Origin of the sequence: Geodermatophilus africanus (assembly GCF_900107105.1) — a bacterium.
Lineage (GTDB): Bacteria > Actinomycetota > Actinomycetes > Mycobacteriales > Geodermatophilaceae > Geodermatophilus > Geodermatophilus africanus.
Genome location: NZ_FNOT01000004.1, coordinates 400582 through 413926, shown reverse-complemented (window position 1 = coordinate 413926; position 13345 = coordinate 400582). Strand labels below are relative to the sequence as shown.

At 75.2% G+C, this 13345-nt stretch carries 15 protein-coding genes; 8 read left to right on the top strand and 7 right to left on the bottom strand.

Going from position 1 to position 13345, the window contains the following annotated elements:
- Positions 1–21 precede the first annotated feature (21 nt).
- From BLW63_RS09775 to bagA, 3 genes are read right to left on the bottom strand one after another with little or no spacing between them, the layout of a single operon-like run.
- Complete coding sequence (locus tag BLW63_RS09775; RefSeq protein WP_091154449.1) at positions 22–2247, bottom strand: transglycosylase domain-containing protein; 2226 nt, start codon at positions 2245–2247, stop codon at positions 22–24.
- Between the two features lie 43 nt (positions 2248–2290).
- Entirely contained in the window at positions 2291–3523 is a 1233-nt protein-coding gene (gene bagB / locus BLW63_RS09770; RefSeq protein ID WP_211517062.1) for an ATPase BagB, read from the bottom strand.
- Positions 3520–4590, bottom strand: coding sequence for an ATPase BagA (bagA, locus tag BLW63_RS09765; RefSeq protein ID WP_091154900.1), 1071 nt, complete (start codon positions 4588–4590; stop codon positions 3520–3522). The genes bagB and bagA overlap by 4 nt, the downstream gene beginning before the upstream one ends.
- Before the next feature lie 163 nt (positions 4591–4753).
- On the opposite strand from bagA, the gene sp36 reads away from it, so the two are divergent.
- The 3 genes from sp36 (at position 4754) to BLW63_RS09750 (ending at position 6462) form a co-directional block, all read left to right on the top strand.
- The gene (gene sp36, locus BLW63_RS26770) at positions 4754–4927 is read left to right on the top strand and encodes a Sp36 family protein (RefSeq protein ID WP_091154446.1); all 174 of its coding nucleotides are present in this window, start codon (positions 4754–4756) and stop codon (positions 4925–4927) included.
- Between the two features lie 7 nt (positions 4928–4934).
- The gene (locus BLW63_RS09755; RefSeq protein WP_091154442.1) at positions 4935–5408 is read left to right on the top strand and encodes a RidA family protein; all 474 of its coding nucleotides are present in this window, start codon (positions 4935–4937) and stop codon (positions 5406–5408) included.
- 259 nt (positions 5409–5667) lie between these two features.
- Positions 5668–6462 carry an NUDIX hydrolase gene (locus BLW63_RS09750; protein ID WP_091154439.1) on the top strand — a complete coding sequence of 265 codons (795 nt, stop codon included), beginning with the start codon at positions 5668–5670 and terminating at the stop codon, positions 6460–6462.
- Between the two features lie 82 nt (positions 6463–6544).
- Here the strand turns inward: BLW63_RS09750 and BLW63_RS09745 are convergent, their stop codons facing one another.
- Complete coding sequence (locus BLW63_RS09745) at positions 6545–7219, bottom strand: Crp/Fnr family transcriptional regulator (protein WP_091154436.1); 675 nt, start codon at positions 7217–7219, stop codon at positions 6545–6547.
- A 200-nt stretch (positions 7220–7419) separates the two neighbouring features.
- A complete protein-coding gene (locus BLW63_RS09740) occupies positions 7420–7662 on the bottom strand; it encodes a hypothetical protein (protein ID WP_091154431.1) in 243 nt (80 codons plus the stop codon).
- A 164-nt stretch (positions 7663–7826) separates the two neighbouring features.
- Between BLW63_RS09740 and nth the strand changes: the two genes are divergently transcribed.
- From nth to BLW63_RS09715, 5 genes are read left to right on the top strand one after another with little or no spacing between them, the layout of a single operon-like run.
- Positions 7827–8612, top strand: coding sequence for an endonuclease III (nth, locus tag BLW63_RS09735; RefSeq protein ID WP_244522471.1), 786 nt, complete (start codon positions 7827–7829; stop codon positions 8610–8612).
- Positions 8609–9199, top strand: coding sequence for a TlpA family protein disulfide reductase (locus BLW63_RS09730; RefSeq protein WP_091154423.1), 591 nt, complete (start codon positions 8609–8611; stop codon positions 9197–9199). Before nth ends, BLW63_RS09730 begins: the two co-directional genes overlap by 4 nt.
- Positions 9196–9960 (top strand): NUDIX hydrolase, encoded by a 765-nt coding sequence (locus BLW63_RS09725; protein ID WP_091154420.1) that lies wholly within the window; start codon positions 9196–9198, stop codon positions 9958–9960. The genes BLW63_RS09730 and BLW63_RS09725 overlap by 4 nt, the downstream gene beginning before the upstream one ends.
- Positions 9957–10412 carry a plastocyanin/azurin family copper-binding protein gene (locus BLW63_RS09720; protein ID WP_244522470.1) on the top strand — a complete coding sequence of 152 codons (456 nt, stop codon included), beginning with the start codon at positions 9957–9959 and terminating at the stop codon, positions 10410–10412. Before BLW63_RS09725 ends, BLW63_RS09720 begins: the two co-directional genes overlap by 4 nt.
- Positions 10409–11602 (top strand): MarP family serine protease, encoded by a 1194-nt coding sequence (locus tag BLW63_RS09715; RefSeq protein WP_244522469.1) that lies wholly within the window; start codon positions 10409–10411, stop codon positions 11600–11602. Before BLW63_RS09720 ends, BLW63_RS09715 begins: the two co-directional genes overlap by 4 nt.
- A gap of 181 nt (positions 11603–11783) precedes the next feature.
- Here BLW63_RS09715 and BLW63_RS09710 read toward each other — a convergent pair whose 3' ends face one another.
- Together BLW63_RS09710 and BLW63_RS09705 are read right to left on the bottom strand one after the other, a co-directional pair.
- Complete coding sequence (locus tag BLW63_RS09710) at positions 11784–12707, bottom strand: alpha/beta fold hydrolase (protein WP_091154414.1); 924 nt, start codon at positions 12705–12707, stop codon at positions 11784–11786.
- A gap of 20 nt (positions 12708–12727) precedes the next feature.
- Positions 12728–13234, bottom strand: a complete 507-nt coding sequence (locus BLW63_RS09705) for a phage holin family protein (protein ID WP_091154411.1) — start codon at positions 13232–13234, stop codon at positions 12728–12730.
- Between the last annotated feature and the right edge of the window lie 111 nt (positions 13235–13345).

Here is a 13345-nt window from a genome sequence, read left to right as displayed (position 1 = left end):
CGCCGGTGTCGGCAGCCGGGCTCAGCCGCCGGTGCGGTCGTCCCGGCCGTCCCGGTCCGCCCCGGTGTCGCCGGCCACGGCGCCGGCTGCCGGGTCGACCGGGGCCGCCGGCGGCTGGGCGGCCGGGTCGACCGGCACCGGCGCGACGGCGGCCGGGTCGGCAGCGGGGTCGGCGGGCGCCGGGGACGGCGCGGCCGCGGCGTCCGCCGCCGGCTGGGCCACCGCCGGAGCCGCCGGTGCGGGAGCCGGGGCGGGCGCGGGTGCGGTGAACGGCACCGCCGGCTGCCCGGCCAGGATCGGCGCCATCGCGTGGTAGAAGATCGTCGCCGGCATCCCGCCGCCGAAGCCGCGGACCTGCTCGCGTTCCTTGGGGTTGTAGACCATCACGCTCGCCGTGTACTGCGGCGTGTAGCCCACGAACGCCACCGAGAGGTTGTCCTGGCTGGTGCCGGTCTTGCCGGCGATGTCGTGTCCGGGGATGGCGGCGTTGCGGCCGGTGCCGAAGGGCGACACGGTGTCGCCGACCAGCACCTGGTTGAGGGTCGTCGCGACCTCGGTCGGCACCGCACCGGGCGTGCACGTGTCGCCGGTGACGACCGGCCGGCCGTCCTCGCCCGTGAGCGGGTCGCCGTTGCGGTCGAGCACGGCGGTCACCGGAGTCGGGTCGCACTGGGTGCCGTCGGCCGCCAGCGTGGAATAGGCGCTGGCGAGGGCGAGGGGGCTGGTCGACTCGGGGCCGAAGGTGAACGACCCCCGGTTCTCGTCGATGATCTGCTGCGGCAGCCCCGGGTCGTTGAACTGGAACAGGCCCATCCGCTCGGCTGCCCGCACCGGGCCCTCCACGCTGCCCAGCTGGTCCTCGAGGGCCAGGAAGTACGTGTTGGACGAGCGCACCAGGGCCTCGGACATCGACAGCGTCCGGGGGTAGCTGTTGCCGACGTTCTCGACGTCGTAGCGCCCGGCGCCGTCCTTGTACACGCGCGAGACGTAGGGCTCGCTCGCCGTGATGACGTGCGAGATCGGAAGGCCCTGCTCGAGCGCGGCGGCCGCGGTGAAGACCTTGTAGGTGGAGCCGGAGCCCTGCCCGGGGACGACGTTGAGGTTCACCGACTCGCACTCGGGGCCGTCGCAGCCGAAGCGGCGGTTGGCGCTCATCGCCAGCACGTGGCCGGTGCCCGGCTCGACGGCGGTGAACGTGCCGGCCAGCGAGTCACCCATGGCCAGTTCGCGCAGGACCGCCTGGTCACCGGAGCGCTGCAGGTCCGGCCGCAGCGTCGTCTGGATCGTCAGGCCGCCGTTGTCGATGAGCTCCTGGCTCAGGCCGAGCGTGCGGGTGAGGTGGTCGGCCAGGTAGGCGCAGAAGAAGCCGCCGACGGTGGCGTCGATGCAGCCGTTGGGCGGGGCGGCGCCCTGGGCGACCTGCACCGGCTGCGCCGAGACCTCGACGAACTGGGCCTGATCGATCTGGCCGAGGTCCAGCATCCGCTGCAGCACCTGGTTGCGGCGGTTGACGGCGTTCTCCGGGTTGGTGACCGGGTCGTCGTTGGACGGGCTCTGCACCAGGCCGGCGAGCATGGCCGCCTGCGGCAGGGTGAGGTCGGCGGCGTCGACGCTGAAGTAGCGCTGTGCCGCGGCCTGCACGCCGTAGGCGCCCTGACCGAAGTACACGAGGTTGAGGTAGCGGGTGAGGATCTCGTCCTTGGAGTACTCCTCCTCCAGCGCGAGGGCCATCCGCGCCTCCCGCAGCTTGCGGCCCACGCTCTCCTCGGTGGCCGCCTGCCGCTCCTCGGCGGTGTCGGCGGTCTGCGCGAGGGTCTGCTTGACCAGCTGCTGGGTGAGCGTCGAACCACCCTCCTGCACCGAACCGGCCGCCACGTTGGTCGCCAGCGCCCGCAGCGTGCCCTGCACGTCGAGGCCGTTGTGCTCCTCGAAGCGGGAGTCCTCGATCGCGACCAGCGCCTGCTTCATGACCGGGGCGATCCGGTCGGAGGGCACCGGCGACCGGTTGTCGCGGTAGAAGTTCGTGATCAGCGACCCGTCGGCGGCCAGCACGCGGGTGTTGCCCGTCGGCGTCTCGTCGGTCAGCTCGACCGGCAGGGCGTCGAGCAGCGAGGCCGAGTTGCGCGCGGCGAGGCCGGTGCCGCCCACGAAGGGCAGCAGCATGCCGGCGACCAGGGCACCGGCGAGGACGATCGTCGCGGCCAGCTTCGCGAGGACCCGGGCGCGGTCGGGGGCGTCGGGAGACATCGGGCGCCAATGTACGTGGCGCCCGGCTGCGGGGCCCGCGCGCTCAGCGACGGCGCGCGGGGAGGATCCGTCGCCGCGGCACACCGGTCGGCGTGTCGCCGTCCGGACCGGTCAGCGCGTCGGCCATCCCCCGCAGCCCGTCGAGGTCGTGCACGTCGCCGGCGGCCGCCGGCACGGTGCGGACGGCGACCTCCGGGTGGGCGCTGGTGAACCGGTCGGCCAGGTGCTGCTCGCGGGAGGCCTGCGTCATCCGCTCGGCGTGCACCCGCAGCGCCCCGGCGGCGAGCTCGGCGCCCTCGCCACCGGCCTCGAGGACCTCCTCGGCGGCCCCGTCCGCACGCGTCGACGACAGCGCCGTCGTCGTGGGCGGGTGGGTGCGGTTGAGCACCAGGCCGGCCAGCGGCATCTCCTCGGCCGACAGCCGGTCGACGAAGTAGGAGGCCTCCCGCAGCGCGTCGGGCTCCGGCGTCGCGACGACGACGAACCAGGTGCCCGGCCGGCGCAGCAGCTCGTACGTCGCGGTCGCGCGCTCCCGGAAGCCACCGAACATGGTGTCCAGCGCGGCGACGAAGGAGGAGATGTCGCGCAGCAGCTGCCCGCCGAGGATCTTGGAGATGATCCGGCTGAAGAACAGGAAGCTGGCGCTCGCGATCTTGAACCCGGTCCGGCTCGGGGCGGTGAGCAGCCGGATCATCGTGCCGTCGAGGAAGCGGCTCATCCGGTTCGGTGCGTCGAGGAAGTCCAGCGCCGACCGCGAGGGCGGGGTGTCGACGACGATGAGGTCCCACCGGTCGCCGGCGCGCAGCTGGCCCAGCTTCTCCATCGCCATGTACTCCTGCGTCCCGGCGAAGGACGAGGACAGCGTCTGGTAGAAGGGGTTCTCGAGGATCTGCTGGGCCCGATCGGGCGTCGAGTGCGCCACGACGATGTCGTCGAACGTGCGCTTCATGTCCAGCATCATCGCGTGCAGCTCGCCCTTGGCCCCCGGGACGTCGACCCGCCGCGGCTCGTTGTCCAGCTCCACCAGGCCGAGGGACTGGGCCAGCCGGCGGGCCGGGTCGATGGTGAGGACGACGACCGTGCGGCCGGCCTCCGCCGCGGCCAGCGCCAGCGCCGCCGACGTCGTCGTCTTGCCCACGCCACCGGCGCCGCAGCAGACGACGATCCGGGTGTCGGGGCCGGTGATCAGCTCGGCGAGCTCGAGCGGCAGGGCCTCCGGCGCGGGCGGCGCCGGCGGGCGCGGGGCGCGACGGGTGCGTTCGGTCGTCTGGGTCATGCCGTGCCTCCGCTCGCTCCTGCGGGGCGCTCCGCTCCTCGCTCGTTCCTCGCTGCGATGCCCACGCCTCCGTCCGCTCGCCCCACCTCGGTCCGCAGGTGCTCCTCGAGCCGGCCGGCGAGCTCGAACAGCGCGCCGAGGTCCATGGGGCCGGGTAGCAGCGGCAGCTCGACGGTCGGACGGCCCATCGCCTCGACCTCGTCGCGCAGCTCGTCCTGGGCCGCCCAGCGCCGGGCGTGGTCGGTGGCCTCGGCGGCCAGCGCGTCGGCCAGCCCCGGGAGGTCCCGCAGGCCCGCCGCGGCCAGGGCCGGTGCCAGGTCCGCGCCGGTCAGCCCGGCCCCGGCGGCGCGGGCGAGCTCCGGCTCCGGCAGCGCCGGTTCGGCGGCCATGTTGACCACCACCGAGCCGACGGGCAGACCGGCCGCGGTGAGCTCGGCGATGGCGTCGGCGGTCTCCTGGACCGGCATGTCCTCGAGCAGCGTCACCAGGTGCACCGCCGTCTGCGGCGACTTGAGCACCGCCATCACGCCGTCGCTCTGCGTCTTGATCGGGCCGGAGCGGGTCAGCCCCGCCATCTCGCCGGTGACGTTGAGGAAGCGGGTGATGCGCCCCGTCGGCGGGGCGTCGACCACGACGGCGTCGTAGACCGGGCGGCCGTCGTGGCGGCGGGTCACCGCCTCCTTGACCTTGCCGGTTAGCAGCACGTCGCGCAGGCCCGGGGCGATCGTCGTGGCGAAGTCGACGGCGCCGACCCGGCGCAGCGCCCGGCCCGCCCGGCGCAGGTTGTAGAACATCTCCAGGTACTCGAGGAGGGCCTCCTCGACGTCGATCGCCAGCGCCTTGACCTCGCCACCGCCGCGGGCGACGGCCACCCGCCGTTCCTCGTAGGGCAGCGGCGGGGTGTCGAACAGCTGGGCGATGCCCTGGCGCCCCTCGGTCTCGACGAGCAGCACCTGGCGGCCGTCGGCGGCCAGGGCCAGCGCGAGGGACGCGGCGACGGTTGTCTTCCCGGTCCCGCCCTTCCCGGTGACGACGTGGCAGCGCACGGAGGAGGGGGCAGGACTCACGGACACGAGCCTAGAAGGACCCCCTGCCCCCCACCGCTCGCAGGCTCGCGGCGGGACCCTGCAGGGGCCGGGGGTCGGGGCCCTGCAGGAGGGCCGCCCGCAGGCCGCCGGGAACCCGCAGGGGCCCGGGACGGGGCCGGGGGGCTGCGCTAGCGTCGCGGCCATGAGCGAACCGGCCCGCGTGAAGTGGGAGTACGCCACCATCCCGCTGCTGATCCACAACACCAAGGCGATCCTCGACTCCTGGGGCGTCGACGGGTGGGAGCTGGTCACCGTGCTCCCCGGCCCCGGCGGAGCCGACCAGCCCGTGGCCTACCTCAAGCGCCCCGCCGGCTGACCCGGTCATGACCAGCCCGCAGACCTCCAGCTGGCACGCCCGGCTCGCCGAGCTCGGCATCCGGCTGCCCGCGGTCGCCGCTCCGGTCGCCGCCTACGTGCCGGCGGTGCGCAGCGGCCAGTTGGTCCACACCTCCGGCCAGCTGCCCTTCGTCGATGGCGGCCTGCGCCGCACCGGCAAGGTCGGCGGCTCGGTCGACCCCGAGGACGCCGCGCACGACGCCAAGCTGTGCGCCCTCAACGCCCTGGCCGCCATCGACGACCTGGTGGGACTCGACGAGGTGGCGCGCGTCATCCGGGTCGTCGGCTACGTGGCCAGCGCGGAGGGCTTCACCGGCCAGCCGCGGGTGGTCAACGGCGCCAGCGAGCTGCTCGGCCGGGTCTTCGGCGAGGCCGGCCGGCACGCGCGCAGCGCCATCGGCGTGGCCGAGCTCCCCCTGGGCGCCCCCGTCGAGGTCGAGCTCACGGTCGAGCTGCGATGACACCGCAGCCCTCCGGGCAGCACCGCCGTGACACCGTCGCCCTCCCGGGCGACACCGCCACCAGGTGCCGTCCCCCGGTCGCGTCGAGCCCTGCCCCGTGGACCGGTCGGTGGGAGGACCCCCTCCTCCCCACCCCTCGGAGAAGGACCCCGTCCTCCCCACCCCTCGCAGGCTCGGGGCGGGACCCGGGACGGGGCCGGGTGCCCTGGACGGGGCCGGGCCCCCGCGACCGGTCTACCGCTGACGCGGCTCGCCTCTCGTGACCCCGGCCTCTCCCAAGCAGGCGGCGACCGTGCTGCTGCTGCGCGACGGCACCCCCGGCCTGGAGGTCTACCTGCTCCGGCGCACCCGGGGCATGCCCTTCGCCGGGGGGATGACCGCCTACCCGGGCGGCGGGGTCGACCCGCGGGACGGCGACGTCGAGACCGCGTGGGCCGGGCCGCCGCCCGCCGAGTGGGCGCACGCCTTCGGCTGCGACGAGCGGACGGCGCGGGAACTGGTCTGCGCGGCGGTCCGCGAGACGTTCGAGGAGGCCGGCGTCCTGCTCGCGGGCGCGGCCGCGGGGGACGTCGTCCCGGACGTCTCGGGGGAGGACTGGGAGGCGCAGCGCCAGGCCCTGCTCGCCCGCGAGCTCTCGCTCGCCGAGCTGCTCGCCGACCGCGGGCTGGCGCTGCGGTCGGACCTGTTGCGGCCCTTCGCGCACTGGATCACCCCGCCGGCGGAGCCGCGGCGCTACGACACCAAGTTCTTCGCCGCGGCGCTGCCGGTCGGCCAGGAGGCCCGGCACGTCACCGGGGAGGCCGACGAGGTGAGCTGGCTGACGCCGTCCGCGGCGCTGGCCGAGATGACCGCCGGCACCCGGCCCATGTTGCCGCCGACGATCCACACCCTCGGGCAGCTGGAGCCCTTCCCCGACGTGGCCGCGGCGCTCGCCGGATCGCCGCCGGAGCCGCTGCACCCCATCTGCCCGTCGTTCGACGACGAACCCGACGGCCGCTGGGCCGTGCTGCCCGACGGCACCCGCATCCGCATGGTCGTGCCGCTTCCCTCGTGACCCACCGGGTCACACCGCGGGCGGCCTCCCTGCAGGGGCCCGTCGCGAGCGTGCGAGTGACGGGGGGCAGGGAGGTCCTTTCTCACCGCGCGCGGCGGCGCAGGCGCTCCTCGTCGAGCACGACGACCGACTTCCCCTGCAGCTGGATCCAGCCGCGGTGCACGAAGTCGGCCAGCGCCTTGTTCACGGTCTCGCGCGAGGCGCCGACCAGCTGGGCGAGCTCCTCCTGCGTCAGGTCGTGCTTGACGCGCAGGCCCTCGCCCTCGCGGCTGCCGAACCGGTCGGCCATCTGCAGCAGCGCCTTGGCGACCCGGCCGGGGACGTCGGTGAAGATCAGGTCGGCCACCGAGTCGTTGGTGCGGCGCAGCCGGCGGGCCAGCACGTGCAGCAGCCGCTCACCGACCTCGGGGTGCGCCTCGATCCACGGACGCAGCACCGACTGCGGCATGCGGGCCAGCTTGACATCGGTGACCGCGGTGGCGGTCGCGGTGCGCGGACCGGGGTCGAAGACCGACAGCTCACCGAACTGGTCGGAGGGGCCCATCACGGCCAACACGTTCTCGCGGCCGTCGGGCGACCGGCGGGAGAGCTTGATCTTGCCGGAGATGACGATGTAGAGGCTGTCGCCCGGCTCGCCCTCGTTGAAGACCACGCGGCCGCGCGGGAGCGTCACGGTGTCCAGGCGGCTCGCGACCGGGTCCACCGCATCCTGCGGCAGCCCCTGGAAGAGCCCCGACTGGGCCAGCACCTCGTCCACTACGCGTCCTCTCGCACACACACCTGGGGACACCGGCACTCAGCCGGCCTCGTCGGCGAGCCGCCTCGTCGCGACGCCGTCCGGGGTGAGTCTAGGGGTCTGTGCGGGTCGTCTCTCGATCGGTGCGCCCCGCGGCCACCCCGAGGGGGGAGGAAGCGCAGGTCAGAGGGCGTCCGCGTGCGTCCGGTCGTCGTCCCGGGCTAGACGACGGGCGGTTCGGCCTCGCGGCGGACCCGTGACCGCCGGCGGCGCCGCCAGCGGGCCATGGCGCGGCGGATGCCGGAGTTGGCCAGCGTGTCGACCTCGCCGGCGCTCGCGGTGGTGAGGAACTCGGCCACCTCGCGGGGGCCGGCCGGCCGGCGCAGTGGCTCCTCGACGCGCTCCATGACCAGCAGGAAGGCGATGACCAGGGGCGGGAACAGGATGACGCTGAGGGCGACCACCGGCTCCTCCTCCTCTCTCCTCGTCGCAGGACGCGGACCGGCCCGGCCCGGCCGGCTCGCGCGTGCACTCCCGTGTACCCCGGGGCGTCGCGCGGGAAGCCCCGGCGACGGCGGTCGCGATGATGGCACGGGCCCTGTCAGCCGATCCGCCTACCCTCGACCGCGTGTCCTCGCCCGCCTACGCCCGGCCCGTCCCGCCGCGCGCCCGTCGCGCTGCTGCCCGGGGCGGCTCCCCGTTCGACCCGCAGGAGACGCCGCTGGCGCGGACCCGCCGGGCCCGGCGGATGGCCCGCGAGCTGGCGCTGATCCACCCCGACGCGCACTGCGAGCTCGACTTCACCAACGCCTTCGAGCTGCTGGTCGCCACCGTGCTGTCGGCGCAGACCACGGACAAGATGGTCAACCGGGTCACCCCGACGCTGTTCGCGAAGTACCCGGACGCGCAGGCGCTCGCCGGCGCCGACCGCGCCGAGCTGGAGGAGATCCTCAAGCCAACCGGCTTCTTCCGCGCCAAGGCCACCTCGGTGCTGGGCCTCGCGCAGGCGCTGCTCGAGCGGTTCGGCGGCGAGGTCCCCGGCCGGATGGCGGACCTGGTCACCCTGCCCGGCGTCGGCCGCAAGACCGCCAACGTCGTCCTGGGCAACGCCTTCGACGTCCCCGGACTGACCGTCGACACCCACTTCGGCCGGCTGGTCCGGCGCTTCGGCTGGACCGCCGAGGAAGACCCGGTCAAGGTCGAGGCCGAGATCGCCGAGCTGATCCCCAAGCGCGACTGGACGATGTTCAGCCACCGGGTGATCTTCCACGGGCGGCGGGTCTGCCACGCCAAGAAGGCCGCCTGCGGCGCCTGCGGCCTGGCGCAGTGGTGCCCCTCGTACGGCATCGGCCCGACCGACCCGGAGGTCGCCACGAAGCTGGTCAAGACCCCGGCCGCCTCCGACACCGAATGAGGACCCGCACCAGGACGGCGGCCGGCGTGCTGGCGCTCGGGCTCGCGCTCGGCGGGTGCACCCCGGGCGCCGCGGAGGAGCCGGACGGGGCGGCGGCGACCCCGACGCCCGACCCGCTCGCGGCGCTGGCGCCGTGCCCGGAGCAGCCCGACCGCGCGGCCGAGGGCGCCGAGATGCCGCCGGCTCTCGAGCTGACCTGCCCGGGTGGCGGCTCGCTCGACCTCGGCCGCGCCCCCGGCGTGCCCACCGTGCTGAACCTGTGGGCGAGCTGGTGCGGCCCCTGCCGCGAGGAGCTGCCGCTGGTGCAGCAGCTGTCCGAGGCCGGCGGCGACCGGCTGGCCGTGGTCGGCGTCATCAGCCGGGACGGCGCCCCGCAGGCGGCGTCCTTCGCCGCGGACGCCGGCGCCACCTTCCCCAGCGCCTTCGACGGGGACGGCGAGCTCATGGCCGAGCTGGGCCTGGCCGGGCTGCCCTACACCTACCTCCTCGACGCCGACGGTGGGATCGCCCACGTCCAGGTGGGCCCGGTCGCCGACCTCGCCGAGCTCGAGGGCCTGGTCGCCGAGCACCTGGGGGTGACGCTGTGACCGGCACGCCCGCGGCCGACCCCGCCCTGCCGGGGTACCTGCGCCGGCTGCTCGCCGCGGGCGACGACCTGCCGCTGCGCCACCGGATGCCCCGGCCGACGGCGACCGCCCGGCGCTCGGCCGTGCTCATCCTCTTCGGCGAGGGCCCGCGCGGCGCCGACGTGCTGCTCATCGAGAAGTCCGCCCACCTGCGCACCCACGCCGGTCAGCCCGCCTTCCCCGGCGGCGGCGCCGACCCCGGCGACGACTACCCGGTCGGCACCGCGCTCCGGGAGGCCGAGGAGGAGGCCGGCATCGACCCCGACGGCGTCCGCGTGCTGGCCACGCTGCCGGAGCTCTTCCTCGGCCCCTCCGACAACCTCGTGGTGCCGGTCGTGGGCTGGTGGGACGACCCGCGCGAGGTCACGGTCGGCGACCCGCGCGAGGTGGCCCGGGTGGCGCGGGTGCCGCTGGCCGACCTCGCCGACCCGGCCAACCGCTTCCGCATCCGGCACCCGTCGGGCTACGTCGGCCCGGCCTTCGGCGTCGCCGGCATGGTGGTCTGGGGCTTCACCGGCGGGCTGCTCGACGCCATCCTCGAGGCCGCCGGGCTGGCCCGGCCGTGGGACCCGGCCGACGTCCGGCCGCTGCCGGCACTCGGCGCCCGGCGCCCCCAGCTGCCCGGGACCCTCGACCCGGTGGAGGACGAGGACGCCGCCGCGCCGACGGTCGCCGACCCCGCGGCCGACGGCCCCCCGGCAAGTACCGTTCCCCCGCGATGAGGGGGCTGGGGATGTCGCGACGCGGCCGGGCGCTGCTCGCCGGGGGGGTGCTTGTCGCCACGGTCCTCACCGGCTGCAGCGGCGGGGAGACGGCCGGGCAGGAGCCGGCCCCGTCGTCCGGGCCGGCGCTCGGCACGGTCACGACCGCGCCCGACGGCGTCCAGGAGGTCACCCTGCAGACGCAGGACGACTACGTCTTCACCCCGAGCACCTTCACGGTGGCGCCGGGCGAGGTGCGGCTGACCGTGGTGAACGTCGCCGAGCAGATGACCCACAACTTCCGCTTCACCCCCGGCGACGGCCCCGCGCCGATCGACCCGGAGATCCCGCTGCTGACGCCGGGGGAGAGCCGCACCGTCGAGTTCAGCGTGACCACGCCCGGTGAGTACGGCTTCGAGTGCAGCTTCCACACCCAGCTGCAGCAGTACGGCACCATGACGGTCAGCGGGTGAGCACCGGCATGTCGATCGTCGACCTCATCCTCATCGGCCTGGCGCTCGTCTTCGCCTTCTCGGGCTTCCGGCAGGGCGTCATCGTCTCGGCCACCTCCTTCTTCGGCTTCTTCGGCGGCGCGGTCCTCGGTGCCCAGCTGTCCCGGCCGGTGGCGGACCGACTCGACGGGACGGCGACCACGCGGGTGTTCGCGGCGCTGGTGGTCGTCCTCGCCGCGGCGCTGCTCGGGCAGGTGCTCGCCGGCGCGGTCGGCCGGGCGGTGCGCCGCCGCGTGACGTGGCAGCCGGCCGAGATCGTCGACTCGGTGGCCGGGGCGGTGCTGTCGGCGGTCGCGGTGCTGCTGGTCGCCTGGATGGTGGCGACCCCGCTGGCCAACGCGCCGTTCCCGCAGGTGTCCAGCCAGGTGAAGCAGTCGGCGCTGGTGCAGGCGGTCGACCGCACCGTCCCGGCCGGCGTCCGCGGGGTGTACGACTCGCTGCGGGAGGCGATCGACCGCAACGGGCTGCCCGACGTCCTAGACCCGCTGACGCCCACGCAGGTCCCGGACGTCGCGCCGCCGGACGAGGCGCTGCGGTCCAGCGAGGTCGTGGAGGACGTGGCGGGGTCGGTCGTGCAGATCAGCGGGGTCGCGCCGTCGTGCTCCCGGCAGATCGACGGCTCCGGCTTCGTCTACGCCCGGGAGCGGGTGATGACCAACGCGCACGTGCTCGCCGGCGTCACCGACCCGGTCGTGGCCGCGGAGGGCGAGGAGTACGAGGCCGTCCCGGTGTACGTCGACGAGGACACCGACGTCGCGGTGCTGGCCGTCCCCGGGCTGCCGCAGGTCCCGCTGGGCTTCTCGTCGGGGCCGGCCGAGTCCGGCGACAGCGCGATCATCATGGGCTACCCCGGTGGCGGCGGGCTGTTCGTCGGGCCGGCGCGGGTGCGCGACCGCACCGACATCAGCGGCCCCGACTTCCGCAACGAGCAGACCGTCGTCCGCGACGTGTACGCGCTCTACGGCGAGGTGCGCGCCGGCAACTCCGGCGGCCCGCTGTTCGACCCCGAGGGCCAGGTGCTCGGCGTCGTCTTCGCCTCGGCCATCGACGACCCGCTCACCGGCTACGCCCTCACCTACGCCCAGGTCGAGGACGCCGCCGTGACCGGTCAGGCCTCCTCGTCCGCGGTGCCGACGGGCACCTGCGAATGAAGGACCTCCCTGCCCCCCTTGAAGGACCCCCCTGCCCCCCACCGCTCGCAGGCTCGCGGCGGGACCCTGCAGGGACGCCGTTCCAGCACGTCACCGGGCTCGGCACGGGGCCCGGGAGGGTGGCCGTTCCAGCACCTCACCTGGCTCGCGGCGGGACCCTGCAGGGGGCCGTTCCAGTCCGTCACCGGGCCCAGGCGGTCAGCGCCGCGTTGACCTCCTCGGGGACCTCCTCGTGCGGGAAGTGCCCGACGCCCGGCAGCTCCCGCCACTCGTAGGCCCCGGCGACGTAGCGGCCCGACCCGCGGGCCGACGACGGCAGCACGCAGGGGTCGAGGACGCCGTGCAGCTGCAGGGTCGGCGCGGTGACCGGAGCGGCCATCCGGCGGGCGTAGCGCAGTCCGTCGGGGCGCAGCTGGGAGCGGCCGGCCCAGCGGAAGTACTCCATCGAGCCGTAGGCGGCCTGCGGGATGCGGGCGGCCGAGCGGTAGCGGGACACCGCCTCGGCGAAGCCCGCGGTGGCGGTCCAGTCCGGTCCGGCCCAGCGGCGCATCAGCTCGGCCACCGGGTCGTCGTCGGCGCGGGTCAGCCGGCGCTCCGGCAGCCGGGGCAGCTGGAAGCCCAGGATGTGGCGCAGCGCGCGCCGCTGGGCGCCGTCCTGCAGCGCGGCGCGCAGCTGCCGGGGATGCGCCATGGAGAGCACGGCCAGCCGGCGGACGCTGCGCGGGTGCAGCGCGGCCATCGTCCAGGCCACCAGCCCGCCCCAGTCGTGGCCGACGACGACGGAGTCCTGCTCGCCGAGCGCGCGGACCAGTGCGGCGACGTCGGCGGCCGCCGTCGGCAGGTCGTAGCCGCGCGGCGGCTTGTCGCTGCCCCCGTAGCCGCGCAGGTCGGGCGCGACGGCACGGAAGCCGGCCGCGGCCAGCGCCGGCAGCTGCGACCGCCAGGCCCACCAGAACTCGGGGAAGCCGTGCAGCAGCAGCACCAACGGGCCCTCGCCGGCCTCGGCGACGTGCAGCCGGACGCCGTTGGCCGACAGGTCGCGGTGGGTCCAGGGCCCGGGCAGCAGAACGCTGGTGGCGTCCGGCCGCTCGTCGGAGGTGCCCACCGGGGGCGCGACGCGCCCGGTCAGACGGTGTAGTTCTCGCTACCGCGCAGCTGCACCCGGCCGTTGGTCACCGTCGGCACCTCGCGGCGACGCTGGCCGGGGGCCTCGCGGTGCATGACCTCGGGCAGGTCGCGCAGCGTCTCCAGCGTGCGCTCGGGCTTCTCGATCTTCTTGAGCTGCCCGCGGCCGACGAGCGCGGCGATGCCGGCGAGGACCACCAGCAGCAGCCAGACCAGCAGGTAGGAGATCCATCGGATCAGGCCGAGCCAGGTGAGGAACTCGGCGATGGTGACGAACAGGAAGATGCCGGAGAAGAAGAGCAAGGCCCCCGCGGCTCCGAAGGCGCCGGCGCCGATGCCGGCCTTCTTCGCCGACTTCCCGACCTCGGCCTTGGCCAGTTCGATCTCGCTGCGGATGAGCGTCGAGACGTCGGCCATGGCGCTTTGCACCAGGGCGCCGACGGAGGGCTCCTCCGGGCGGCTGCTGGTCCGTGCCCCGGACGGGCTCGACGGTGCGCTGTGGGCCACGAGGGGCACCTCCTGAGGACGACGGGCGGACACCGGGTCGCCCTTCGCGAGCGGACCCACCTGGGGGAATCGTGCCCCATGATCACCGGTCGCGCGCCCCGGCCTCCCGCG